The organism is Caballeronia sp. M1242, assembly GCF_017220215.1.
Lineage (GTDB): Bacteria > Pseudomonadota > Gammaproteobacteria > Burkholderiales > Burkholderiaceae > Caballeronia.
The window spans coordinates 2,744,601-2,767,567 of sequence record NZ_CP071129.1; the positions used below are offsets into that span (position 1 = coordinate 2,744,601).

21 protein-coding genes, 1 tRNA gene, 1 pseudogene and 2 riboswitches are annotated in these 22,967 nt (G+C 64.5%); of the genes and pseudogenes, 11 read left to right on the plus strand and 12 right to left on the minus strand.

All coding sequences use genetic code 11. From position 1 onward, the window contains the following. Positions 1-13: 13 nt before the first annotated feature. Genes JYK05_RS12835 through flgB form a run of 3 tightly spaced genes read right to left on the minus strand, consistent with a single transcriptional unit; the run spans position 14 to position 1,672 of the window. A complete protein-coding gene (locus JYK05_RS12835; RefSeq protein ID WP_175938567.1) occupies positions 14-739 on the minus strand; it encodes a flagellar hook assembly protein FlgD in 726 nt (241 codons plus the stop codon). Positions 740-750: 11 nt separating this feature from the next. Next, positions 751-1,176: a flagellar basal body rod protein FlgC gene (flgC, locus tag JYK05_RS12840; protein ID WP_175938568.1), complete on the minus strand. Its 426-nt coding sequence runs from the start codon at positions 1,174-1,176 to the stop codon at positions 751-753. A gap of 7 nt (positions 1,177-1,183) precedes the next feature. Then, a complete protein-coding gene (gene flgB / locus JYK05_RS12845; protein ID WP_206467226.1) occupies positions 1,184-1,672 on the minus strand; it encodes a flagellar basal body rod protein FlgB in 489 nt (162 codons plus the stop codon). A 290-nt stretch (positions 1,673-1,962) separates the two neighbouring features. Between flgB and flgA the strand changes: the two genes are divergently transcribed. Continuing rightward, complete coding sequence (flgA, locus tag JYK05_RS12850; protein WP_206467227.1) at positions 1,963-3,294, plus strand: flagellar basal body P-ring formation chaperone FlgA; 1,332 nt, start codon at positions 1,963-1,965, stop codon at positions 3,292-3,294. On the opposite strand, the gene JYK05_RS12855 is transcribed toward flgA, so the two are convergent. Next, on the minus strand, positions 3,270-3,473 hold the full coding sequence (locus JYK05_RS12855; RefSeq protein ID WP_175938574.1) for a hypothetical protein: 204 nt from the start codon (positions 3,471-3,473) through the stop codon (positions 3,270-3,272). The genes flgA and JYK05_RS12855 overlap by 25 nt on opposite strands. 1 nt (position 3,474) lies before the next feature. On the opposite strand from JYK05_RS12855, the gene flgM reads away from it, so the two are divergent. The 4 genes from flgM (at position 3,475) to flhA (ending at position 7,812) form a co-directional block, all read left to right on the plus strand. Then, on the plus strand, positions 3,475-3,795 hold the full coding sequence (gene flgM / locus JYK05_RS12860; RefSeq protein ID WP_175940550.1) for a flagellar biosynthesis anti-sigma factor FlgM: 321 nt from the start codon (positions 3,475-3,477) through the stop codon (positions 3,793-3,795). 84 nt (positions 3,796-3,879) lie between these two features. Continuing rightward, positions 3,880-4,314 carry a flagella synthesis protein FlgN gene (locus JYK05_RS12865; protein WP_206467228.1) on the plus strand — a complete coding sequence of 145 codons (435 nt, stop codon included), beginning with the start codon at positions 3,880-3,882 and terminating at the stop codon, positions 4,312-4,314. A 190-nt stretch (positions 4,315-4,504) separates the two neighbouring features. Beyond that, positions 4,505-5,713, plus strand: a complete 1,209-nt coding sequence (flhB, locus tag JYK05_RS12870; RefSeq protein WP_206468289.1) for a flagellar biosynthesis protein FlhB — start codon at positions 4,505-4,507, stop codon at positions 5,711-5,713. Continuing rightward, the gene (flhA, locus tag JYK05_RS12875; RefSeq protein ID WP_206467229.1) at positions 5,710-7,812 is read left to right on the plus strand and encodes a flagellar biosynthesis protein FlhA; all 2,103 of its coding nucleotides are present in this window, start codon (positions 5,710-5,712) and stop codon (positions 7,810-7,812) included. The genes flhB and flhA overlap by 4 nt, the downstream gene beginning before the upstream one ends. 9 nt (positions 7,813-7,821) lie before the next feature. Here the strand turns inward: flhA and JYK05_RS12880 are convergent, their stop codons facing one another. Beyond that, on the minus strand, positions 7,822-8,460 hold the full coding sequence (locus JYK05_RS12880; RefSeq protein ID WP_241269807.1) for a hypothetical protein: 639 nt from the start codon (positions 8,458-8,460) through the stop codon (positions 7,822-7,824). Positions 8,461-8,585: 125 nt separating this feature from the next. On the opposite strand from JYK05_RS12880, the gene JYK05_RS12885 reads away from it, so the two are divergent. Continuing rightward, positions 8,586-8,915 (plus strand): hypothetical protein, encoded by a 330-nt coding sequence (locus JYK05_RS12885; RefSeq protein ID WP_175938583.1) that lies wholly within the window; start codon positions 8,586-8,588, stop codon positions 8,913-8,915. 338 nt (positions 8,916-9,253) lie between these two features. Here JYK05_RS12885 and JYK05_RS12890 read toward each other — a convergent pair whose 3' ends face one another. The 5 genes from JYK05_RS12890 to gcvT all read right to left on the minus strand — a co-directional run bounded on the left by JYK05_RS12890 (position 9,254) and on the right by gcvT (position 16,446). Further along, the gene (locus JYK05_RS12890) at positions 9,254-10,642 is read right to left on the minus strand and encodes an L-serine ammonia-lyase (protein ID WP_206467231.1); all 1,389 of its coding nucleotides are present in this window, start codon (positions 10,640-10,642) and stop codon (positions 9,254-9,256) included. 21 nt (positions 10,643-10,663) lie between these two features. Further along, a complete protein-coding gene (locus JYK05_RS12895) occupies positions 10,664-11,692 on the minus strand; it encodes an alginate lyase family protein (protein ID WP_241269910.1) in 1,029 nt (342 codons plus the stop codon). A 194-nt stretch (positions 11,693-11,886) separates the two neighbouring features. Then, positions 11,887-14,817, minus strand: a complete 2,931-nt coding sequence (gene gcvP / locus JYK05_RS12900; protein ID WP_206467232.1) for an aminomethyl-transferring glycine dehydrogenase — start codon at positions 14,815-14,817, stop codon at positions 11,887-11,889. Positions 14,818-14,869: 52 nt separating this feature from the next. Further along, entirely contained in the window at positions 14,870-15,250 is a 381-nt protein-coding gene (gene gcvH, locus JYK05_RS12905; protein WP_175938591.1) for a glycine cleavage system protein GcvH, read from the minus strand. Between the two features lie 71 nt (positions 15,251-15,321). Next, entirely contained in the window at positions 15,322-16,446 is a 1,125-nt protein-coding gene (gene gcvT, locus JYK05_RS12910; protein WP_206467233.1) for a glycine cleavage system aminomethyltransferase GcvT, read from the minus strand. A 119-nt stretch (positions 16,447-16,565) separates the two neighbouring features. Next, positions 16,566-16,695: riboswitch (glycine riboswitch) on the minus strand. A 7-nt stretch (positions 16,696-16,702) separates the two neighbouring features. After that, positions 16,703-16,806, minus strand: a riboswitch (glycine riboswitch). A gap of 151 nt (positions 16,807-16,957) precedes the next feature. On the opposite strand from gcvT, the gene JYK05_RS12915 reads away from it, so the two are divergent. Then, the gene (locus tag JYK05_RS12915; protein WP_175938596.1) at positions 16,958-17,284 is read left to right on the plus strand and encodes a hypothetical protein; all 327 of its coding nucleotides are present in this window, start codon (positions 16,958-16,960) and stop codon (positions 17,282-17,284) included. Between the two features lie 3 nt (positions 17,285-17,287). Here the strand turns inward: JYK05_RS12915 and JYK05_RS12920 are convergent, their stop codons facing one another. Then, on the minus strand, positions 17,288-18,331 hold the full coding sequence (locus JYK05_RS12920; protein ID WP_206467234.1) for an oxidoreductase: 1,044 nt from the start codon (positions 18,329-18,331) through the stop codon (positions 17,288-17,290). Between the two features lie 230 nt (positions 18,332-18,561). Here JYK05_RS12920 and JYK05_RS12925 point away from each other — a divergent pair, with 230 nt between their 5' ends. Further along, complete coding sequence (locus JYK05_RS12925; RefSeq protein ID WP_206467235.1) at positions 18,562-20,649, plus strand: UvrD-helicase domain-containing protein; 2,088 nt, start codon at positions 18,562-18,564, stop codon at positions 20,647-20,649. Positions 20,650-20,667: 18 nt separating this feature from the next. Here JYK05_RS12925 and JYK05_RS12930 read toward each other — a convergent pair whose 3' ends face one another. Further along, complete coding sequence (locus tag JYK05_RS12930) at positions 20,668-21,573, minus strand: cytochrome c5 family protein (RefSeq protein ID WP_206467236.1); 906 nt, start codon at positions 21,571-21,573, stop codon at positions 20,668-20,670. A gap of 291 nt (positions 21,574-21,864) precedes the next feature. Here JYK05_RS12930 and JYK05_RS12935 point away from each other — a divergent pair. The 3 genes and pseudogenes from JYK05_RS12935 to JYK05_RS26655 all read left to right on the plus strand — a co-directional run. Next, a tRNA-Arg gene (locus tag JYK05_RS12935) sits at positions 21,865-21,940 on the plus strand. A gap of 166 nt (positions 21,941-22,106) precedes the next feature. Then, positions 22,107-22,325 carry a HEAT repeat domain-containing protein gene (locus JYK05_RS26650; protein WP_175938603.1) on the plus strand — a complete coding sequence of 73 codons (219 nt, stop codon included), beginning with the start codon at positions 22,107-22,109 and terminating at the stop codon, positions 22,323-22,325. A gap of 245 nt (positions 22,326-22,570) precedes the next feature. Next, positions 22,571-22,762, plus strand: a pseudogene (locus tag JYK05_RS26655) (HEAT repeat domain-containing protein); the annotation flags it as partial. Positions 22,763-22,967: the final 205 nt, after the last annotated feature.

A 22,967-nucleotide genomic window follows, 5' to 3' on the forward strand; every position in this document is an offset into this window, starting at 1 on the left:
AAGGAAAGTGGAATCAAAGAATCGAAGCGACGCTCGACAGCGCGACGGTCGAACCGTTCGCCAGCTTCAGGCCCGGCGTGCCGCCCGTCATTTGCACGACGCTCTGCACCTGCGAGGCCGACAGCGTCGTCGCGGTCGCCTGCTGGCCGTTGATCGTGCCCTGCGCGGTGATCGTGTAGGTGCCGTCGGCGAGCGTGGCGCCCTTCGAGTCGACCGGCGTCCAGCCCGATACCGGCACGACGCCCGAGCCTTGCGCGCCGAGATCCAGCGTGTTGACGATGTTGCCGGACTTGTCCTTCACGACGATCTGCAGGTCGCTCACGTCGTTGGCGAGCTGCACGCCGAACGTCGACGACGCGCCGCTCGATACCGTCATGCTGCTTCCCGGCGCGAGCACGTTCGAACCGATCAGCATGGCGGCCTGCGTGGACTGGCCCGCGGAAAGCTGCGTGGCGAGCGAGCTGAGCGACGTGTTCAGCTGACCGATGCCCGTCACCGTGTTGATCTGCGCGAGCTGCGAGGTCATCTGCGAGCTGTCGGCGGGATTCGTCGGGTCCTGATTCTTCAACTGCGTCACGAGCAGCGTGAGAAATGTGTTCTGCAAGTCCGAAGCGGACGTGCCGCTCGTGCTGCTGGTGCTGCTCGACGAGCTGGACGAGCTCGACGTGCCGTTCATGGTGTCCAGCAGCGTCTGCGACACCGTGGTGCCGTTGCTGCCGATGGTGGTGTTCGTCGTCACGGTTGGATTCCTCAGGTTCCGATGGTCAGAGTCTTGAGCATCAATTGCTTGGCGGTATTGAGCGTCTCGACGTTCGCCTGATAGGAACGCGACGCGGAAATCATGTTGACCATTTCCTGCACCGGATCGACGTTCGGCAGCGTCACATAGCCGTCCGCGTTGGCCGCCGGGTTGGTCGGGTCGTAGCTGGTTTTCATCGGGCTCGGATCGTCGATGACGCCCGTCACCTGCACGCCGCCGACTTGCTGGCCGGAGCCGCTTTTCGCGCCGCCGAGCGGATCGACGGCGAAGACGACCTGCTTCGCCTTGTACGGCTGGCCGTCGGGACCGGTCGTGCTGTCCGCGTTCGCGAGATTCGACGCGGTCACGTTCAGGCGCTGCGCCTGAGCAGACATCGCCGAACCGGCGACGCTGAAAATGTTCATCAATGAAGGCATGGCTTTCTTAACTGTTGGACGTGATGGCGGACAACATCGACTTGATCTGCGAGGTCATCACGGTCATTCCGGCTTCGAAATGCAGCGCGTTGTCCGCGAACTGCACGCGTTCGGCGTCGAGATCGACGGTGTTGCCGTCGAGCGAAGGCTGGCTCGGCACGCGATACGCGAGTCGGCCGTAGTCGTCGGTCGAGCCGCCGGACGCGGTGAGCGTCGAGGTGCCGGACATGTGGCCCTTCGCGGTCACGGCGAGCGACCCGCTCGCGCTCACCGAAACCGGCTGCGCCATCTTGAGCGTCGCCGTGTTCGAGGCCGTGGCGGACGCGCCGTCCTTCTTCAGCGCCCCGGCGAGCGCGGTCGAGAAATCGACATCGCGCGCCTTGTAGCCGGGGGTGTCGGCGTTCGCGATATTCGACGACAGCAGTTCCTGCCGGTAAGCGCGCACATCGAGCGCCTCACGGCCGAACGCGAGTTCCTTGTCGAGTCTGTCTAGCATTCGTTTCTTCTCCGGTCCCGTCGGGGATGGTTGTCGCCTGTCCCCGCCCGATCGCTGGGGGGTTTTTGCATGACACGCATCTTAGGAGCGGCGCGCAATAACTAATCCGATGAATAACCGGGAAACGCGGCCTCTATTCGAGGCTTGGGCGCGGCCCGGCGTATCTAGAATCTGCGTCGAGAGTGGGAAGCGGCGTTTTCATGGCCGCGACCGCACGAAGTGGCCGCAGCGCGCGGCCCGATCCCTTCAGGTACGCAGTCGCTAGCTACGCGGCGGCGAGGAGAGCAGTGATGAGCAGGTCCGTCAGACAGTCGTCGAACGCTGCGATGCGTGCGAGCGCGATGAAGCGCGGCGCGCGCGCAGCGGCGCGCGGCGTGGCGGGCGCGTCGCTGATGCTCGGCTTCGCGGCAAGCGCGTTCGCGCAGCAGAGCGACGGCATGATCGCGATTCCGGGCAACGCGGAGACGAATCCCGCCGCCGTCGCGGAAATGGCAAAGAGTTTCGGTTCGTCGAAAGCCGTGGCCCCAGCCGCGCCCGCGCCGACGCCCGCGCCTGTGGCGGACATCGCGCGGGCATCGGGCTATCGCGCCGCGACGAGCGCCGCCGACGCCGCGATGCGCCACGCCGCGCTCGCGCTGGAAGCGCGCGCCGAAGCCGCCGACGACGCCATGGACGACGCAGGCGGCCTGATCGTGGTTCCGGGGACGGGCGAAGCGAAGCCCGCTGCGGCTGCGCCGGCGAAGGCGCCGGTCGCCGTCTCGCGTGGCGATGCCAGCGCGGCCGGCGCAAGGCAAATCGCATCGCGCGACGTCATGCCGGTCGTCGTCACGCGCGATGATGCGACGCCCGGCGCGGCTGGCGCGCGCCCGATCGCGGCCGCCGCTGCATCGCCGATTCGCCCCGCTAATTATTCAGCCGCCGCTGCCGCCGGCTCGCCGATGAAACGCGTGAGTTTCTCGCCGGCCACGGCCGCCGCGCAAACGCCGTCAGCCGCCGCGACCGCGCAGGACGGCGAATCCATCCGCGTCGCCGCGCTTGCGTTCCTTCAGCAGCAGGCAGCAGGCTTGCCCGGCAAGGTGGATATCACCGTGACGCCGGTCTTCCCGCGCGGCCTCGCGCCCTGCTCCTCGCTCGATCCGTTCATGCCGACCGGCGCGCGTCTGTGGGGCCGCGTGACCGTGGGCGTGCGCTGCGTCGGCGAGCGGCCGTGGACGCTGTATGTGCAGGCGCGCGTCTCGATCAACGCGACGTACTACACCGCCGCGCGCGCCATCGCGCCGGGCGAAGTGCTCGCAAGCGCCGATCTCATCGCCCGCGACGGCGATCTTACGGCGATGCCGCAAGCCGTCGTCACCGATCCGTCGCAGGCAGTCGGCGCGGTGGCGTTGTCGCGCGTGCCGGCCGGCTTGCCGCTGCGCACGGACATGCTGCGCGCCGCGAGTTCGGTGGCGATCGGCCAGACGGTTCACGTAATCGCCGACGGCAGCGGCTTCTCGATTTCCGCCGACGGCAGCGCGATGAACAACGCCGCGCCCGGCCAGCAAGTCCGCGTGAAGACGGCCGGCGGACAAATCATCACGGGCATCGTGAAGGACAGTCAGACGGTCGAAGTCCGCATGTAAGCGGGCTTGTGTGCGGCACCAGACGTTTTGTTGCAATTTGTTGCAAAGCCGTCGAAGCCTTGTGGGACAAGGCAAAGCGGCAGATGACCAGGCACCGAGCAGGTTGCGCCTTCCCCGGCAGGGTAAAGTTTTTCAAAGCCACCGCCGATAAAGGACTCAACACGTTCGGGAATGGACATCGTGAAAATCGAATCGAATAGCAACACGACCTTGAGCGGCCTGCAAGACGGGCTGCAACGTGCATCGCAAGGCGATGCGAAGACTGCCGCGCCGACCGCGCAAGCGAACGGCAGCGCCGGCCAGTCGACGGTCAGCCTGTCGACCTTGTCGTCGGACCTGCGCGCGTCGAACGGCTCGGACATCGATACGGCGAAGGTCGAATCGATCAAGGCCGCGATTCGCGACGGCAGCCTGAAGATGGACACCAGCAAGATCGCCGACGGCATTTTGAGCACCGCGCGCGACCTGCTGCAAACGAGAACCCCGCCGACCGGCGGCTGAACGCAACGGCCCGGGCAACGTCCCGGCGCGCGAAGTGGACAGGAGCCGGGCGGCGCTTATGAACCGCGTTTTTAGCGAGCTGCAATGAGAGACGCCCTGCTTGCCACTGTCACCGAAGAAGTCGCCGCCGTTCAGGCCTTCGAAGCCCTCCTCGAGCACGAGGAAAAAGCCCTGATCGCCGCGCAGCCGCTTGCCGCGCTGCCGGAAATCATCGGCCAGAAGACGGCGCTGACCGAGCGCATCAGCGGGCTCGAAAAAGAGCGCGACGCGCATCTGAACGCGCTCGGTTTTCCGGGCGGATTCGCCGGCATGGAAGCCGCCGCCGAAGTCGATGCCCGCATCGCCGAGCAATGGAAGCTGCTCTGCGCCGCCGCCCGGCGCGCGAAACAGGGCAACAACAACAACGGCGTGTTGATCCGCACGCGCATGGAATACAACCGCAAGGCGCTCGCCGCCTTGCACGTCGCGCCGTCGAAGGCCGGGTTCTACGGCCCGGACGGGCGCGTGCCGGGCGTTTGATCGTCTTGCCGATTCGTCATCGCGGCGCGCGACCTCGCACGAGGTCGCGCGCCGTTTTCGTTTATCCGTCGATTAACCCCCCTTTCCCCGACTTAATCCCCCGATAGCCACTCGACGCCTTCCGCAATAATCGTTTGCATCAGAAAGCGGCTTCATGCCGTGGGCAACGAAGCACGAAGCGGAGCACGCAGTGGCAGAAGAAAGCGATCTCGAAAAAACCGAATCAGCCACTCCCAAGCGCCTGGAAAAGGCGCGGGAGGAAGGTCAGGTTGCGCGCTCGCGGGAATTCGCGTCGTTCGCGCTGCTGGCGGCGGGATTTTTCGGTGTGCTGGCGCTGTCCGGGTCCATCAGCGGACACTTGCAGTCGATTCTGCGCAACGCCTTCACGTTCAATCACGACGTCGTGCTGGACACGCGCCAGACGATGATCGGCGCGGCCAACGCCAGCAAGGAAGGCATGCTCGCCGTGCTGCCCGTGCTCGCGATGACCGCGTTCGCCGCGCTTGCCGCGCCGATGGCGCTCGGCGGCTGGCTCATCACCACCAAGCCGCTCGCGCCGAACTTCGGGCGCCTCAACCCGATCAGCGGGCTTGGCAAGATCTTCTCGATTCAAGGCCCGATCCAGCTCGGCATGTCCGTGTTGAAGACGCTCATCGTCGGCGGCGTGGCGGGCTGGGAAATCTGGAGCCGCAAGGCCGAAGTGCTCGGACTGCTCACGAAGCCGCTCGGCATCGCGCTCGCCGACGCCATGCACCTCATCGTCGTGTGTTGCGGCATGGCGATCGGCGGACTGTTTCTCGTCGCCGCCGTCGACGTGCCGTATCAGATGTGGTCGTACGCGAAGAAGCTGCGCATGAGCAAGGAAGAAGTGAAGCGCGAGCACAAGGAAAGTGAAGGCGATCCGCACGTGAAGGGCCGCATCCGCGCGCAGCAGCGCGCGGCCGCCCGCCGCCGCATGATGCAGGCCATTCCGACCGCCGACGTGATCGTGACGAACCCGACGCACTTCGCCGTCGCGCTGAAGTACACGGACGGCGAGATGCGCGCGCCGCGCGTCGTCGCGAAGGGCGTGAATCTGGTGGCCGCGCGCATCCGCGAACTGGGCCGCGAAAACAACGTGCCGCTGCTCGAAGCGCCGCCGCTCGCGCGGGCGCTGTATCACAACGTGGAGATCAACCGCGAGATTCCGGGCGCGTTGTACGGCGCGGTCGCGCAAGTGCTGGCGTGGGTCTACCAGTTGAAGCGCTACAAGGAAGACGGCGGCATCAAGCCGGACGATCCCACCGATCTCGACGTTCCGAAGGAACTGGACAAAGGCGGCGTATCCGACGCCGACGCCGATCAGGAAGCTGCCGAAGCCCTGAACGACGGTAACACTGACAAGGGAGCCGCAGCATGAACGCGCGCGCAGGATTTTTCGCCAAACGCCCCGACGCGCTGGGCACGCAGAACATTCGGGCGCTCGCCGGCCCGATCCTGATCTGCATGATTCTCGGCATGATGATTCTGCCGTTGCCGGCGTTTCTGCTGGATCTGCTTTTCACGTTCAACATCGCGCTGTCGGTGATGGTGCTGCTCGTCAGCATGTACACGCAAAAGCCGCTCGACTTCGCGGCGTTCCCGAGCGTGCTGTTGTTCTCCACGCTGCTGCGCCTGTCGCTGAACGTCGCGTCGACGCGTATCGTGCTGTTGCAAGGCCACACCGGCCCGGACGCGGCGGGACAGGTGATCGAGTCGTTCGGGCACTTTCTCGTCGGCGGGAACTTCGCGGTCGGTATCGTCGTGTTCGTGATCCTGATGATCATCAACTTCATGGTCATCACGAAGGGCGCCGGACGTATCGCGGAAGTCGGCGCGCGCTTCACGCTCGACGCGATGCCCGGCAAACAGATGGCGATCGACGCCGACCTGAACGCCGGTCTCATCAACGAGGACACGGCGAAGAAGCGCCGCCAGAGCGTCGCGCAGGAAGCCGAGTTCTACGGCTCGATGGACGGCGCGTCGAAGTTCGTGCGCGGCGACGCCATCGCGGGCTTGCTCATCATGGTCATCAACGTGGTGGGCGGCCTGATCGTCGGCATGCTTCAGCACGACATGGACTTCGGGCACGCGGCGACCAACTACACGCTCCTCACCATCGGCGATGGCCTCGTCGCGCAGATTCCGTCGCTCATCATCTCGACGGCGGCGGGCGTGATCGTCTCGCGCGTCGCGACCGATGAGGACATCGGCACGCAGCTGACCGGCCAGTTGTTCCAGAACCCGCGCGTGTTGATGATTACCGGCGTGATCATCGGCGTGATGGGACTGATTCCGGGCATGCCGCACTTCGCGTTCATGCTGCTGGGCGGCGGTCTCATCTACGCCGCGCGCACGATGAACAAGCGCGCCGCGAACAAGAAGACGAGCGCGGTCACGGATGTCACGCCGATCGCATCGGCCGTGGCGGCATCGGCCGAGAATGCGGAGGCGAGCTGGGAAGACGTGGCGCTCATCGATCCGCTCGGGCTCGAAGTGGGCTACCGCCTGATTCCGCTCGTGGATCGCAACGCGGATGGCGAACTGCTGAAGCGCATCAAGGGCATTCGCAAGAAGTTCGCGCAGGAGATCGGCTTCCTGCCGCCGGTCATCCATATTCGCGACAACCTGGAATTGCGGCCGAACGGCTATCGCATTGCGCTGAAGGGCGTGGAAGTCGGCGTGGGCGAGGCGTTCCCCGGCCAATGGCTCGCGATCAATCCGGGTCAGGTATCGGCGGCGCTGCCGGGCACGCAGACGACCGATCCGGCGTTCGGCCTGCCGGCGGTGTGGATCGAGACGAACATGCGCGAACAGGCGCAGGTGTACGGCTATACGGTGGTGGATGCGAGCACGGTGGTCGCGACGCACTTGAATCACCTCGTCGTCACGCATGCCGCGGAACTGCTCGGCCGACAGGAAGTGCAGGCGCTCCTGGAGCGTATCGGCAAGGACACGCCGTCGCTCACGGAAGACCTCGTGCCGAAGACGCTTTCCCTCACGACGCTGCAAAAGGTGCTGCAAAACCTGCTCGACGAAAGCGTGCCGATCCGCGACATGCGCACGATTCTCGACGCGTTGCAGGAACACGCGCCGCGCATTTCGGATCCGTACGAACTCACGTCGGCGGTGCGTCTCGCGCTCGGTCGCGCGATCACGCAACAGTGGTATCCGGGCGCGGACGATTTGCAGGTGATGGGCCTCGATCCGACGCTGGAGCGCGTGCTGTCGCAGGCGCTATCGACGGGGCCGAATCCGGGACTGGAGCCGGGACTCGCGCAGACGCTGATGAACTCGACGCAGAACGCGATCATGCGTCAGCAGAATCTGGGCTTGCCGCCGGTACTGCTCGTGCAGCATTCGCTGCGCGCGATGCTCGCGCGGTTCCTGCGCCGGAGCTTGCCGCAGCTGAAGGTGCTGTCTTATGCGGAAGTGCCGGATACGCGGAATGTGAAGGTGGTTAATTTGATTGGGGCGTGAGCATCCGTCTCAATGCAGGACGGAGCTTATGAGACTGCGAAGATTGCGCGCGTCGAAAACGACCGTCTTCCATGTGTAGTAGTTGGCGCGCTCGAACTCCGTCTTGCCGACCGCCAACTGACTTTCCGCAATGGCCAGCACGGAGCCCGGAAGTTTCTCGGCACGATATTGCAGGTGAATGAGTTCGCCTTCCAGCAGCCGCTTGGCTGAAGTCGCGGCGATGACGATGGAGGGCGTCGGCGTCTCAATGACATGATCGGCAACAAGCCCGCCGGAAATCGGCAATTCGACTTCCGACCGGTGCTCGAGCCCGAACTCGGCGGCGATATCCGCGATCGCGCGGGTGAGCCGTCCTTTGAAATCACTCGACTGCTGACGCTCGACGCGGGATGTCGCGACCGCGAAGAGCTGCTGTGCCGCCTCGGCCACACGAAAGACGTAAGGCGCAAGAAGACGTTCGTCTGAGGTCGAGGCGCGGATGACTTCGTCCTCGCACAGCCGAACGGGACTCCACTGCGCGATTTCCTGCGACCAGCGTTCCACGGCGCCCGATTCCACTTCCCCGCCCATCATGCCTGCGTTGAAGCAGGCTTCTCCGTTTTCATCAATCGAATAGCCGCCCTGGGACGGACGAATGCGCACGACCACATGATCCCCCGTTCCCGGATACTGCAACGGCGTCACGATTCGCTGCACGCCGTTGGTATCGGCGTGCACTTCGAACAAAGAGCAGAGCGTTTGTTTGAGCGGGTCTACTAGCACAATAGATCGCCTTGTCCGTCCTGATCGTTGGAGATGGTTATGCCTACAGCGTTGCAAAAGAATACGATAAGCGCGGCACGGTCAGTGGCGGCACGCGGGTCAAAGCGTCTGGGCAACTTCAGATCGAGTTCGGGTGCGCCGGGCAACAAGCGATTTGTGTAATCGCTCGACGTATTGCAGGGCAGCTTGCAGTGCAACCCCTTGTGACTCGGATGGTAATGCAGTTCGAAGAGCGGGTATATGTCGCCACGCGGCATTGTGCAGACCAGGTGTCCGTAAAACGAGCGGTCTTCGATTTGATCGCCATCGCGCCACAGGAAAAGCACGGCGTGATCGGCTGAAACTGGAATGAGGTCGGTCGCCTGAACGCGGGGCCGAGCCATCTTGTTGAAGGGCTTCGGCCATCGCTGCTTGACCATTGGCCGGAATTTCGGGGAACCGCTGAGCGTTTTAGACGCATCCCTGTGCGCGGCAAGGTCCTTCGGTTTCAATGCGTTTCTCTCAGGTATTTCTACCGACGCATTGAGCGGTGCGCAGTCATCGTCAGACAGGCATCGAGGATGCGGTCGATAGATTCGTTTTGGCTCCGACCATGCTAGCCGCTCAACCGACGCCGCGCGCTCAGTACAAGAAATGTTGCACTCGCAGGATGGAACGCCTGCCAGCACACAGCAAAAACTCAACACTCCACAATATTCACCGCCAATCCCCCGCGCGACGTCTCCTTATACTTCGTCTTCATATCGGCCCCTGTCTCGCGCATGGTCTTGATGACCGAATCCAGCGACACGTAGTGCGAGCCATCGCCGCGCATCGCCATGCGCGCCGCGTTGACCGCCTTGACCGAGCCCATCGCGTTGCGCTCGATGCACGGGATCTGCACCATGCCGCCCACGGGATCGCACGTGAGCCCGAGGTTGTGCTCCATGCCGATCTCCGCCGCGTTCTCCACCTGCGCAGGCGTGCCGCCGAGCACCGCCGCGAGGCCGCCCGCCGCCATCGAGCAGGCGACGCCCACTTCGCCCTGGCATCCCACTTCCGCGCCCGATATCGACGCGTTCATCTTGTACAGAATGCCGATAGCCGCCGCCGTCAACAGGAAGTCGATCACGCCTTGCGCATTCGAGCCCGGCACGAAGCGGTCGTAGTAATGCAGCACGGCCGGGATGATGCCCGCCGCGCCATTGGTCGGCGCCGTCACGACGCGGCCGCCGACCGCGTTTTCTTCGTTGACCGCGATGGCGTACAGGTTGATCCAGTCGATCATCGAAAGCGGGTCGCGCAACGCCTGCTCGGGCCGTCCCGTCAGCGCGCGATAAAGTTGCGGCGCGCGCCGCTTCACCTGAAACGGCCCCGGCAGATGCCCTTCCGCATCCGGATTGCCGATGCCGCACCCGCGCGCGACGCAATCCTGCATCACCTCCCAGATATGCAAGAGGCCCGCGCGGATTTCGTCGGGGCTGCGCCAGACGCACTCGTTCTCCCACATCAGTTGCGCAATCGACTTGCCGGATTCGGCGCACATCTTCAGCAGTTCGTCGCCGGTCTGGAACGGATACGGCAATTGCGCGTGCGCCGTGAGCACCGCCGTATTCGGCGCGCCCGCCGTCACGACGAAGCCGCCGCCCACCGAAAGATACGTGGCTTCGCGTAGCAACTGGCCGCTGGCATCGAACGCATAGAGCTTCATGCCGTTCGGATGCTCGGGCAGCGCCTGCCGATAGAACGCGATGTTGTCCTTCACCGTGAACGGGATTTCGTGCTTGCCGAGCAAGGCGAGCGTCTTCGTTGCGCGCACCGCTTCGAGTCGCGGCACGATGGTGCTGGCATCGACGGTGTCCGGCGCGTCGCCCAACAGTCCGAGCATGACGCCGCGATCCGTGCCGTGGCCCTTCCCCGTGGCGCCGAGCGAGCCGTGCAGCTCGCATTTGACCGATGTCACCGCGTCCAGCAGCGCGTCGCGTTCGAGCCCTTGCGCGAACATGAGCGCGGCGCGCATCGGGCCGACGGTGTGCGAGCTGGAAGGTCCGATGCCGACTTTGAAGAGATCGAAAACGCTGACTGCCATGACTGCTCCTGCAAATGAAAATTACCGCGCCGGCAGCGGCAGACAGACCGCGAGCCACGCGGGCGGCGTCGGCGCGAGCCGCAGCGCCACCGGCGCATAGCGGCCGTCGAGACGCGCCGCCAGATAAAAAAGCTCCGCCGCGTTTTTCGGGTCCCACTGGCCCGAGTAGCCCGGCAAGCCGGCTTCGCGCCGTTTCGCGTCGAAGGCGACGCTCGAATGCACGAACTCGTCGTGCGTCTTCGTGCCGAGCGCGTACGGCGTCAACCAGTTGAGCGCGCCGGCGAGCGTCGCGCCCGTCGGCGCGCGCTCCGGCAGCCAGTTGCGGTTATGCCGCCGCGCCGCGAGCGCCGCCGTCACGAGCGGCTGCAAGTCGTAGGTGACGTAGTGCAGCGCGTCGCGCTCGGCGAAATCGACCGTCGAACCGTCCGGCGCGATGTTGTCGCCGATATGCTCGACAAAAAGCCGCTGCGCCGCGTCGATCATCTTGCGGTCGTCGATGGTGAACGCGCCCATCGCGATCAGCTTCACGCGATGGCTCTGCCAGTTGTTGCGGTATGTGCCCTTGAGCGGCCGCGCCTGCTTGTCGATATCCGCGACGTAGCCGTTCACCAGCTTCGCGATGAACGCATTCGCCGCGTTGCGCGTTTTCACCGGCAGCGCGCTCGCCGTCAGATCGTAGGCGAGGATCAGCGATTCGAAGTTCGTCTCGTCGATCGGATTGAAGCTCGGCTGATATGTCGTGGTCCACGCCAGCAGGAAACGGTCGACAAGCCGCAGATAGCGCTCGTTGCCCGTGGCGCGCCAGGCGAGCGCCGCATTGCGCATCAGGTCGAGGTCTTTCTCCGCTTCGACGCTTTGGTCATAGATGCCTTCGTGCGGCAGCGTGCCTTCGGTGTGCAGCGTGGCGCGGGCCTTCGGCGTCTCGTTGACGTGCGCCTGCACCGCGTTCACCAGCGCCTTCACGCCGGGATCCGCATTCGTGCGCTCGCTCGTCTGCATGGCCGGCGCGGCGCAAAAGTTCATCGCCGCATGCGCGGCAGGCGCGGTCATCGAAAGCGCGCAAAGCGTCGCCAGCGTCGCGCGTGTCGCCCTGAAGCGGCTCGCCTCGTTCCCCTTTCGCACCTTCGGCGCCATACGCACTCCCTGATTGGCTTGGTCCGGGGTGAGATGTTAGCCGTTCTCGAACGCACCGCAAAACCGCCCGACAAAGCTTGACGCTTTCGGGCGGCGCGGCGCGCCGTGCGTCACGCGTCGGCGTACTCCGAAACCGGCACGCACGAGCACATCAGATTGCGGTCGCCATATGCGTTGTCGGCGCGGCCCACCGGCGACCAGTACTTGCGCGCGATGAGCGTCTTCACCGGATACGCCGCCTCTTCGCGCGTGTACGCGTGCTTCCATTCGTCCGCCGTGACGACCGCAGCCGTATGCGGCGCGTTCTTCAGCACGTTATCTTCGCGATCGGCGCGGCCTTCCTCGACTGCCCGGATTTCGTTGCGAATGGCGATCATCGCGTCGATGAAGCGGTCCAGCTCTTCCTTCGATTCCGATTCCGTCGGCTCGACCATCAGCGTGCCGGGCACGGGGAAGCTCATCGTCGGCGCGTGGAAGCCGTAGTCGATCAGGCGCTTGGCCACGTCTTCAACCGAAATGCCGCTCGCTTCCTTGATCGGCCGGACATCGAGAATGCACTCGTGCGCGACGAGTCCGCCCGGGCCGCTGTACAGCACCGGATAATGCGGCGCGAGGCGTTTTGCGACGTAGTTCGCGGCGAGAATCGCGCTTTCGGTGGCGGCAGTGAGGCCCTTCGCGCCCATCATCGCGATATACATCCACGAAATCGGCAGGATAGCGGCCGAGCCGTACGGCGCCGACGACACCGCGCCGATGCCCGCTTCGTCGCGCTGATAGCCGGTCGACGTCTGGTTCGGCAAGAACTTCGCGAGATGCGCGCCGACCGCGACCGGACCGACGCCCGGTCCGCCGCCGCCGTGCGGAATGCAGAACGTCTTGTGCAGGTTCAAATGCGAGACGTCGCCGCCGAACTGGCCGGGCGCGCACAGGCCGACCATCGCGTTCATGTTCGCGCCATCGACATACACTTGCCCGCCGTGCTGATGCACGATGTCGCAAATCTCGCGCACGTTGCGCTCGAACACGCCGTGCGTCGACGGATACGTGATCATGATCGCAGCGAGATTCGCGGAATGCTTCTCTGCCTTCGCTTTGAGATCTTCGATATCGACGTTGCCGTTCGCATCGCACGCGACGACCACGACCTGCATGCCCGCCATTTGCGCCGACGCCGGGTTCGTGCCGTGCGCGGACGCCGGAATCAGACACACATTGCGATGCCCTTCGCCGCGCGACTCGTGATACGCGTGAATGATGAGCAGGCCCGCGTACTCGCCCTGCGAACCCGCGTTCGGCTGCAACGAGACGGCCGCGTAGCCGGTGCACGCGACGAGCATCTGTTCGAGCTGGTCGATCATCGTGCGATAGCCGAGCGTCTGCTCGGCCGGCGCGAACGGGTGAATCTGCGCGAACTCCGGCCACGTCACGGGCAGCATTTCCGACGTGGCGTTGAGCTTCATCGTGCAGGAGCCGAGCGGGATCATCGTGCGGTCGAGCGCGAGGTCCTTGTCGGCGAGGCTGCGCAGATAGCGCAGCATTTCGTGTTCGGAGTGATGGCGGTTGAAAACCGGATGCGTGAGGTAATCGCTCGTGCGCTTGAGGTTTGCCGGAAGCGAATCGCTGATGGACGCGTCGAGCGCGTCGATGTCGAACGTTTCCGTCTTGCCCGCGACTTCTGCGAACAGCGCGAAGAGCTTCTGCAAGTCGTCGCGCGTGGTGGTTTCGTCGAGCGATACGCCGACCTGGGTCGCGCTCACGCGCCGCAGATTGATATGCGCGGCGTAAGCGGCCTGATGCAGCGCGGTCGTGTTCGCACCGCTTTCGATGGTGACGGTATCGAAGAACGTCTTGTTCGCGATGCTGTAGCCGAGCTTCGCGACGCCCGCCGCGAAGATCGACGCGACGCGGTTCACGCGCAGCGCAATCGTCTTCAGACCTTGCGGGCCGTGATAGACCGCGTACATGCTCGCCATAATCGCGAGCAGCGCCTGCGCCGTGCAAACATTCGACGTCGCCTTCTCGCGGCGAATGTGCTGCTCGCGCGTTTGCAGCGCGAGACGCAGCGCGGAATTGCCTTGCGCATCGACGGTCACTCCGACCAGACGCCCCGGCATCTGGCGCTTGAATTCGTCGCGCACGGCCATGTACGCCGCGTGCGGACCGCCGAAGCCGACCGGCACGCCGAACCGCTGCGTGTTGCCGATAGCGACGTCCGCGCCCCATTCGCCCGGCGGCGTGATGAGCGTGAGCGCGAGCAGATCCGCCGCCGCGACGACATGGCCGCCCGCCGCGTGAATGGCTTCGGCGAGCGCGCGATAGTCATGCACGTCGCCGTTCGCGCCGGGATATTGCAGCAGCACGCCGAATGCGTTCGCGCTGGCGGCATCCGCTGCCGGACCGACCTTCACTTCGATACCCGCGGGCTTCGCGCGCGTTTTCACCACTTCGATGGTTTGCGGCAGCACGTCGTCCGCGACGAAGAACACGTTCGACTTCGGCTTGCCGACGCGTTGCAGCAGCGTCATGGCTTCGGCGGCGGCCGTCGCTTCGTCGAGCAGCGATGCGTTCGACATCGCGAGGCCGGTCAGGTCCATCACCATCTGCTGGAAGTTGAGCAGCGCTTCGAGACGCCCCTGTGAGATTTCCGGCTGATACGGCGTGTAGGCCGTGTACCACGCCGGATTTTCGAGCACGTTGCGCAGGATCACGGCAGGCGTGTGCGTGCCGTAATACCCCTGGCCGATGAAGGTTCGGAACACCAGATTCTCGTCCGCGAGCTTGCGCAGCGCCGCGAGCGCCTCGGCTTCGCTTTTCGGCTGCGTGAACGCGCCCAGCGGCAGCGTTTCCTTGCGGCGGATCGTGTCCGGAATCACCGCGTCGATGAACGCCGCGCGCGACGCGAAACCGAGCGCGTCGAGCATCGCGCGCTGGTCGGCCTCGTCGGGGCCGATGTGCCGGCCGGCGAACGCATCGTGGCATTCAAGCGCGGCGAGTGACAGGGAAGTGCGGTTCATCGGACGATCCGGGTGTTCGAGCTTCATGTGAATTCCTGCGAAAGCGGCCCGCATGGAGCCGCCCTCGTCTGATAGAGAGTTATTCGCCGATCGACTTGCCGTAGCCTTCGGCGTCGAGCAGCTTGTCGAGGCCCGCGTCGCTCGCGGGCTTGATCTTGAAGAGCCAGCTTTCGTACGGCGCGCCGTTCACCTGATCCGGCGACGACGTCAGCGCGTCATTCGCCGCGACGACTTCGCCCGAAACCGGCGCGTAGATGTCGGAGGCGGCCTTCACCGATTCGATGACCGCGATGGCGTCGCCCGCCGCGACGGACTTGCCCGCCGCCGGCAGTTCGACGAACACGATGTCGCCGAGCGCCTCTTGCGCGTGATCGGTGATGCCGACGGTCAGCGTGCCGTCGGACTCCGTGCGGACCCATTCGTGCGATTCGGTGTATTTCAGATCGGCCGGGATGCTCATTGGATGCTCCTTGCGTGGTTCGTTCGTGAGGTTCTGGGTCGGAGAAACGGGCGCGACGGCGCTCGATGGCGTTATGCCAGCTCGACGAGCACCTTGCCGTTGCGCACGAACGGAAGTTTTACCACGCGCGCGGGAACTTGCTTGTCGCGGATGACGACCTGCACCGTATCGCCCGGCGCGACGGCCGTCGGCACGCGGGCGAACGCAATCGATTCCTGCATGGACGGCGAGAACGTGCCGCTCGTGATTTCGCCTTCGCCGTGCGGCGTGACGACTTTCTGATGCGCGCGCAGCACGCCGCCCGCACGACCGTTTTCCTTGATGAGCACGAGCCCGACGAAATTCGCCTTCGCGCCGTTTGCTTCCAGCGCCGCGCGTCCGACGAAATCGCGCGGCGTTTTCAGATCGACGGTCCACGCGAGACCCGCGTCGAGCGGCGAGACGGTTTCGTCCATGTCCTGGCCGTAGAGATTCATGCCGGCTTCGAGCCGCAGCGTGTCGCGCGCGCCGAGGCCGGCGGGCTTCACGCCTGCGGCGAGCAGCGCGTTCCACAGCTTTTCGATGTTCGCGGCCGGCACGACGATCTCGAAACCGTCCTCGCCGGTATAGCCGGTGCGCGCGAGCATCAGTTCGCCGTACTGCGTGGAGGGGAACACGACCGCGTTGAACGGCTTGACGGCTTCCGTTTCGGCTCGCGTATCCGGCAGCACGTTCCAGACCTTCTCGCGTGCGTTCGGCCCTTGCACCGCGATGATGCCGAGATCGCCGCGCGGCGTGATCGCGAGGTTGAAGTTACCGTCGGCGTTCAGCTTCCCGAACCACGCGATGTCCTTGTCCGCCGTGCTCGCGTTCACGACCACGCGAAAACGCGTTTCGGAGAAGTAATAGACAATGAGGTCGTCGATTACGCCGCCGTCGTCTTTCAGCAGGCACGAATACAGCGCTTTGCCGGGCGTCGTCAGCTTGTCGACGTTGTTCGCGATCGCGTAGCGAAAGAACGCGCGGACCGCGTCGCCCTCGAAATCGACGACGCGCATATGCGACACGTCGAACATGCCAGCGTCGGTGCGCACCGCGCGATGCTCGTCGATCTGCGAACCGTAGTTGACGGGCATGTCCCAGCCGCCGAAATCGACCATGCGCGCGTTGAGCGCGAGGTGAGCGGCGTGCAAGGGCGTGTGTTGAAGTTCGGTCATCGGGGCCTCGGTTCGCGGAGCAAAAAAGGCCACGCAGCGCGCTTTCGCTGCGGATGGCCGCCTTGCTCGCCGCACGATGCAGCCAAGACAAGACACCGACCCGCGATGCGGTTGCGATGCGTGACCCCTCTGTCCTCGGTACCTGAGAGATTGCGCGGATTCGCGAGCGTGTGCTGGCGGTCCATCGCGCGCCCCTTCGGTGGGCAACTGGCCTGATGCGTGCCGTTGCCGCTCTCCAGAGTGCGAGGAATGTGTCCTCGACGCGGCCGGTCCTTTTGCCTGAGAGTTTGTGGGTGTGCCCCTTCGGCGGCGCGGCTCTCGCTTCCATGAAGCGGCCACGCGCTCTCCCGACGCGTGCGGCAGAATTTACGCGAGGGGAATGGGGTTGTCAAACGGATTCGGACGGGGGCGATTGCCCGAAACGGACGGGCGTGATTGGCACGAATCGTTACTTTCGCGGCGCGGCCGTCGCCTACACTCGGATGTTCGCCGACTCACTTTCGAATCGATCATGGCTTCAGTCACCATTAACGGCCGGACGGTCACCGGTAATGAGATCTCCATTCGCGGCAAGCAAGTGACCGTGGACGGCGAAGTCGTCAGCGGCGAGGACTCGCCGCGCATCACCATCGAGATTCACGGCGACGTCGAGCGGATCGAGGTCGAAACCTGCGACAAGCTCACGGTGCACGGAAAAGCCGGGGCCGTATCGGTCGTGTCGGGCAACGTCTTGTGCGGCGATGCGAGCGGGTCGGTGCAGACGGTGTCGGGAAATGTCGCGTGCCGCGACGCCGGCGGAAATGTGAGCACGACGTCCGGCAACATCAACAGGCGCTGACACTCACCCCCGCACGAACTCCACCCTCCGCCCTTCCCGCTCGCTCTGCATCGCGAGCTCGATGACCGTCATCACGTCGACGGCATCTTGCGGCGTCACCGGGAACGGCTTGCCGTCGATCACCGACGCCGCCAGCGCGCGATAAAACTCCACATAAGCGCCATCGCGCGTCGCGAACTGATGCCGCAGATCGTGATCGCCGTCCACTTCGCGCAAAAGCCCCGGCGGATTCTTGCCGAATTCCGGATTGCCCGGCCGCATGCCCGAGCGAAGCTGGTCTTCCTGCACGTCGAGGCCGGTCTTCACATAACTGCCGCGCGTGCCGTGAATCGAAAAGCGCGGCGGCTCCAGCGCCGCGAGCGCGCTCGCGTGCAGCACCACTTCCTTGTCCGCGTAACCGAGCACGAGATGCACGTAGTCCGGGGCGTGCGCGTGGTCGCGATGCGCCTTCACGAACGCCGTCACCGTCTGCGGCGCGCCGAACAGCGTCAGCGCCTGATCGATCAGATGCGGCCCCAGATCGAACAGCAGGCCACCGCCGCGCGCCGCTTCCTCACGCCAGCGCTGCGGCACTTTCGGGCGAAAACGGTCGAAATGCGATTCATAGTGCGTGACGCGCCCGAGCCGCCCGCTTTCGATCAGCGTGCGCACCGTCAGGAAATCGCCGTCCCAGCGGCGATTGTGGAACGGCGCGAAGAGCAACCCGCGCTCGGCGGCGAGATCGGCGAGCGTGCGGGCATCGCGGGCGGACAGCGTGACCGGCTTGTCGACGACCACATGCTTGCGCGCCGACAGCGCGCGGTGCGCGAGGTCGAAGTGCGTGTCATTCGGCGTGGCGATCACGACGCACGGAACGTCGGTGAGCGCGATGAGCGCATCGAAGTCGGCGACGATGCGCGCGTCCGGATAATCGGCGAGCGCGCGCTCGGCCTGACTCGTCGCGATGGCGGCGACCTTCGCGCGGCCGCAATGCTCGATGACGGGCGCGTGGAACGTCGCGCCCGCCAGGCCATAGCCCATCAGGCCGACTTTCAGTGCTGAACTCATGGAAGGCATCATCCTGTCGTGAATCGGTCGGATATTGTGGCATGAGCCTGAGCCGCCAGAAGCGCCATCGGCCAGCGAACAGGGGCCAAAACTCGCCGCGTTCTATCGTGTTAACATCGCGCTCTCGAATTTGCCGTGCGATCAACGGGTTGCGCGGCGGTGTTCGCAGTTCAATCGGCGGCGCGGCTTGGATCTTGCGCCGCTCGCCTCACTCGCCAAAGTCCAGAACGATGTCCGCAGGTCTCAACGCCGCCCAAAGCGAAGCGGTGCGCTATCTCGATGGTCCCTGTCTCGTGCTCGCCGGCGCGGGCAGCGGCAAGACGCGCGTCATCACGCAGAAAATCGCGCATCTGATCGAAGGACGCGGCTTCGAGCCGAAGCACATTGCCGCGCTCACCTTCACGAACAAGGCCGCGCTCGAAATGCGCGAACGGACCGCAAAGCTGCTCGAAGGCAAGACACTGACGACGCCCGGCAAGGAAGGCCGCAAGGTGCCGGTCAATCAGTTGACCATCTGCACGTTTCACTCGCTCGGCGTGCAGATCATGCGGCAGGAGGCGGAGCACGTCGGCCTGAAGCCGCAGTTTTCGATCATGGATGCCGACGACTGCTTCGGCATGGTTCAGGAGCAGCTCGGCACCACGGACAAGGGCCTGATCCGCAAAATTCAGTCGATCATCTCGCTGTGGAAAAACGCGATGGTCTCGCCCGACCAGGCCGCCGTGCTCGCGAGCAACGAGGACGAGCATCAGGCCGCGATCGTCTACCGCAGCTACGCCGCGACGCTGCACGCGTATCAGGCGCTCGATTTCGACGATCTGATCTTGCGCCCCGCGCAGCTTTTCGCGGAGAACGAGCAAGTGCGCGAAAAGTGGCAGAACCGCCTGCGCTATCTTCTGATCGACGAATATCAGGACACGAACGCCTGCCAGTACGAACTGCTGAAGCTGCTGGCCGGTCCGCGCGCCGCGTTCACGGCGGTCGGCGACGACGATCAGGCCATCTACGGCTGGCGCGGCGCGACGCTCGAAAACCTCGCGCAGTTGAGCAAGGACTTTCCGAAGCTGCATGTCGTGAAGCTGGAGCAGAACTATCGCTCGACGGTGCGCATTCTCACGGCGGCGAACAACGTCATCGCGAACAATCCGAAGCTCTTCGAGAAGAAACTCTGGTCCGAGCACGGCATGGGCGACACCATCACCGTGACCGGCTGCAATGACGAAGAGCACGAGGCCGAATCCGTCGTGTTTCGTCTGTCGGCGCACAAGTTCGAGCGACGCGCGGCGTTTCGCGATTACGCGATTCTGTATCGCGGCAACTTTCAGGCGCGTATTTTCGAGCAAGTGCTGCGGCGCGAGCGCATTCCGTATGTGCTCTCGGGCGGGCAGTCGTTCTTCGACCGCGCGGAAATCAAGGATCTGATCGCGTATCTGCGTCTGATCGCGAATCCCGACGACGATCCCGCGTTCATCCGCGCCATCACGACGCCCCGGCGCGGCGTCGGCAACACGACGCTGGAGGCGCTCGGCGCGTTCGCGGGCGCGGCGAAGGTGTCGCTCTTCGAAGCGGTGTTCATGGGCGGCATCGAGGCGCGGCTCTCGGCGCGGCAAGTCGAGCCGTTGCGCACGTTCTGCGAGTGGATTCGCCGCCTGTCGGACCGTGCGGGACGCGATCCGGCGACCGAAGTGCTCGACGACATGATGGAAGCGATCCACTACGAAGCGTATCTCTACGATGCCTTCGACGAGCGGCAGGCGCAATCGAAGTGGCAGAACGTGCTGGAGTTTCTCGAATGGCTCAAGCGCAAGGGCACCAAGCCCGAAGCGTCGCCTGAAGCGGAACAGACCGGCTACGACACGGCCGACGGTCTCGCCGACGAAGGCAAGAACCTGCTCGGGCTGATCCAGACCGTCGCGCTGATGTCGATGCTCGAAGGCAAGGACGAAGATCCCGACGCCGTGCGGCTCTCGACGGTGCACGCGTCGAAGGGACTCGAATATCCGCACGTGTTTCTGGTCGGCGTGGAGGAAGGCATCATGCCGCATCGCGGCGGCTCGGACGACGACGCGCCGATCGACGACGCGCGCATCGAGGAAGAGCGCCGGCTCATGTATGTGGCGATCACGCGGGCGCAGCGCAGCCTGCATCTGAACTGGTGCAAGAAGCGCAAGCGCGCGCGGGAGACGGTGGTGTGCGAGCCCTCGCGCTTCATCCCCGAGATGCTGCTCGACGACGCCCCGCCCCCGACGCCCGAAGAAGCGCCGCTCTCGCCGAAGGATCGCATGGCGATGTTGAAGGCGATGTTGCAGAAGAACTGACGCTTCCGCGTTCCCGCGTTACTTCGCCGCGTTCACCATGTAATCGACGGCGGCTTTCACGTCGGCATCCGACGCGTTCGATCCGCCCTTCGGCGGCATCGCGCCCTTGCCGTGCAGCGCGTAGTTGTAGACGGTCTCCATCGAGTCCTTGAGACGCGGCGCCCACGCGGCCTTGTCGCCGAATTTCGGCGCGTTGAGCACGCCCGCCGCGTGACACGCCTGGCAGACTTGCTCGTAGAGCGCCTTGCCGGCCTGCGACGCATCGGCGCTTTGCGCGCCCGCCGCCGGAGCCGATGCCGTCTGCGGCACCGAAGCGAGCGCCGCGACGGCGGCTGCGGCCTGTGCGTTGTCCGTCGAGCTTGCACCGGCTGCGCCCTCGGCGCCGGAAGCCGCCGCCGGCGCGGAAGCCGAAGCCGCAGCGCCCGGCGCGGGCTGCGCCGGCTCGTCGAACTTCGCGCCGCCGTTGTTCGCCATGTAGACGACGGCGCGCGCAATCTCGAAATCGCTGTAATCGTCGGGGCTGGTGCCGCCGCGCGGGGGCATCGCGCCCTTGCCGTTCAATGCGTTATGGACGAGCGTGTCGTAGCCTTCGCCGATACGCGGCGCCCAGGCGCCGGCATCGCCGAACTTGGGCGCGCCGGCTGTGCCGGTGGCGTGACACGTCGAGCACACGGCCTTGAACACTTCCTCGCCGGTTTTATAGACGCGCGGCGCGTTGGCGTCGCGGATGTTCACTTGCGCGGCCGGCGCGATTCTTTGTTCGACGGAGGCGTCGAGATTGGTGCCGGCGCCGGTGCGCGTCGTGTTGTCGACGTAGACCGCAAGCAGAACGATGATGGCGACGGGAATGCCGAACCCCGCGATGACCGCCGCGATGAGTTGGCCGGGTGTCTTGATCGGGGCTCCGTGGGGTGCTTCGCTCATGCTTGTCTCGTCTCCCGTTTTTTTAGGTGAGTCGGTTCAGTGACAGCGTGACAGCTACCGCGCTTGACGCCCTGCGTCGCCGAGGGCACGGTCGATTATAGACGGAACGCTTACCGGAAGGCGCAAGGCGGCGGGCGCCGTCGCGCGGGCGTTTACCCGAATCGTGTGATGCTTCGCGGGCGGCGTCGAACCCCGCGCGATGGACGGATCCATGGAAAACAGGTATCCTCTCGGATTCGCATGGGCCTTGCAGCCGTCTTCCGGCACCCGCACGCAAGGCTTTCCGCCGAAGCGCCCGTAGCTCAATGGATAGAGTACTGCCCTCCGAAGGCAGGGGTTGCTGGTTCGATCCCAGCCGGGCGCGCCAAGCTTGATAAGGGTTTCAGCGGTTTCTCTGCTGCGTCGTTCCCCTCCAGTACAGTGAAAATACAGTTCGTCCAATCAGCTGGCCGCGGTCTGCAGGTCGACGACCTGCGTGTGCGGCTGAGCGCAGCGCGCCAGGTGATCGGCCGACAGGTGCGCGTAGCGTTGATTTGGTCCAAGCGCTGGGCTACCAGGGCGGAGCAGCGCTTGAAATACTGTCCGAACTCTCGAAAGGCGACGACAGTCAGGCGCGAGCCGCGGCCGTAACTGGTCTTGGTCACATCTCGTCACCGCTCGAGGGTTCGATTTTGCAGGACAGAATCAATGACCGCGACCCGGAAGTCAGACGAGCGCTCATTAGAAGGTGCGACAAAGCTTCCGGACAGTGATAGTTACGAAAGTTTCTCAAAAATGCACCCGCTTGGCGATGGTTTCGAGGTAGACGTGCTACTCGAGTTCGATCATTCAATACTCTAAAGCTTTAAGACTTTGTTGAATGCGTTAGGTCAGTCCGCCGCCGCACGACTTCTGACACGCCTGAGTGATCCTAAGCCGAGAATACGGATGAGGGCTCTGCACCATCTGGGCGGACCTCAGCGATCCTGAAGCTCTTTAGGCAGTTCGCGAACCCAACGTCATCTCCTCCATTATCGAACGATTGCAAGATAGAGATGCGAGGGTTCGACTAACCACCATTGCGTTGTTGTCGAATGTTGGCTTACCGAGCGCGGCGATCGCGCCTTTGCAGCAATGCCTGCGTGATCGTGACTCTAAAGTCCGTGAGCGTGCCAAATGTTTTTTGCTCACGTTTCGAGCGACCCTCTGAATTTCAGTATACGATCGGACCGCTCCGAATCAGCTTTCATTCGCTGAGCAGCGGAACCTTTCAGTTCCACATCACACCGACGCTTCGAAGTAACGAGCGGTCCTTGAAAAAACTGACAACCGGCGCGGTGCGCCAGCGAAAGGTCCGAGGAGAAAATTCCAGTCCCCTTTCCGCCTGCGGCCCGCTTGCATGGAGTGTTTTGATG

What these genes read in the sequence shown, in the direction of transcription:
- flgC (WP_175938568.1), bottom strand. Translation starts at nt 1,176, where the DNA reads ATGCCTTCATTGATGAACATTTTCAGCGTCGCCGGTTCGGCGATGTCT.
- flgB (WP_206467226.1), bottom strand. Translation starts at nt 1,672, where the DNA reads ATGCTAGACAGACTCGACAAGGAACTCGCGTTCGGCCGTGAGGCGCTC.
- flgA (WP_206467227.1), top strand. Translation starts at nt 1,963, where the DNA reads ATGAGCAGGTCCGTCAGACAGTCGTCGAACGCTGCGATGCGTGCGAGC.
- JYK05_RS12855 (WP_175938574.1), bottom strand. Translation starts at nt 3,473, where the DNA reads ATGTCCATTCCCGAACGTGTTGAGTCCTTTATCGGCGGTGGCTTTGAA.
- JYK05_RS12865 (WP_206467228.1), top strand. Translation starts at nt 3,880, where the DNA reads ATGAGAGACGCCCTGCTTGCCACTGTCACCGAAGAAGTCGCCGCCGTT.
- flhA (WP_206467229.1), top strand. Translation starts at nt 5,710, where the DNA reads ATGAACGCGCGCGCAGGATTTTTCGCCAAACGCCCCGACGCGCTGGGC.
- JYK05_RS12890 (WP_206467231.1), bottom strand. Translation starts at nt 10,642, where the DNA reads ATGGCAGTCAGCGTTTTCGATCTCTTCAAAGTCGGCATCGGACCTTCC.
- JYK05_RS12895 (WP_241269910.1), bottom strand. Translation starts at nt 11,692, where the DNA reads ATGACCGCGCCTGCCGCGCATGCGGCGATGAACTTTTGCGCCGCGCCG.
- gcvP (WP_206467232.1), bottom strand. Translation starts at nt 14,817, where the DNA reads ATGAAGCTCGAACACCCGGATCGTCCGATGAACCGCACTTCCCTGTCA.
- gcvH (WP_175938591.1), bottom strand. Translation starts at nt 15,250, where the DNA reads ATGAGCATCCCGGCCGATCTGAAATACACCGAATCGCACGAATGGGTC.
- gcvT (WP_206467233.1), bottom strand. Translation starts at nt 16,446, where the DNA reads ATGACCGAACTTCAACACACGCCCTTGCACGCCGCTCACCTCGCGCTC.
- JYK05_RS12915 (WP_175938596.1), top strand. Translation starts at nt 16,958, where the DNA reads ATGGCTTCAGTCACCATTAACGGCCGGACGGTCACCGGTAATGAGATC.
- JYK05_RS12920 (WP_206467234.1), bottom strand. Translation starts at nt 18,331, where the DNA reads ATGAGTTCAGCACTGAAAGTCGGCCTGATGGGCTATGGCCTGGCGGGC.
- JYK05_RS12925 (WP_206467235.1), top strand. Translation starts at nt 18,562, where the DNA reads ATGTCCGCAGGTCTCAACGCCGCCCAAAGCGAAGCGGTGCGCTATCTC.
- JYK05_RS12930 (WP_206467236.1), bottom strand. Translation starts at nt 21,573, where the DNA reads ATGAGCGAAGCACCCCACGGAGCCCCGATCAAGACACCCGGCCAACTC.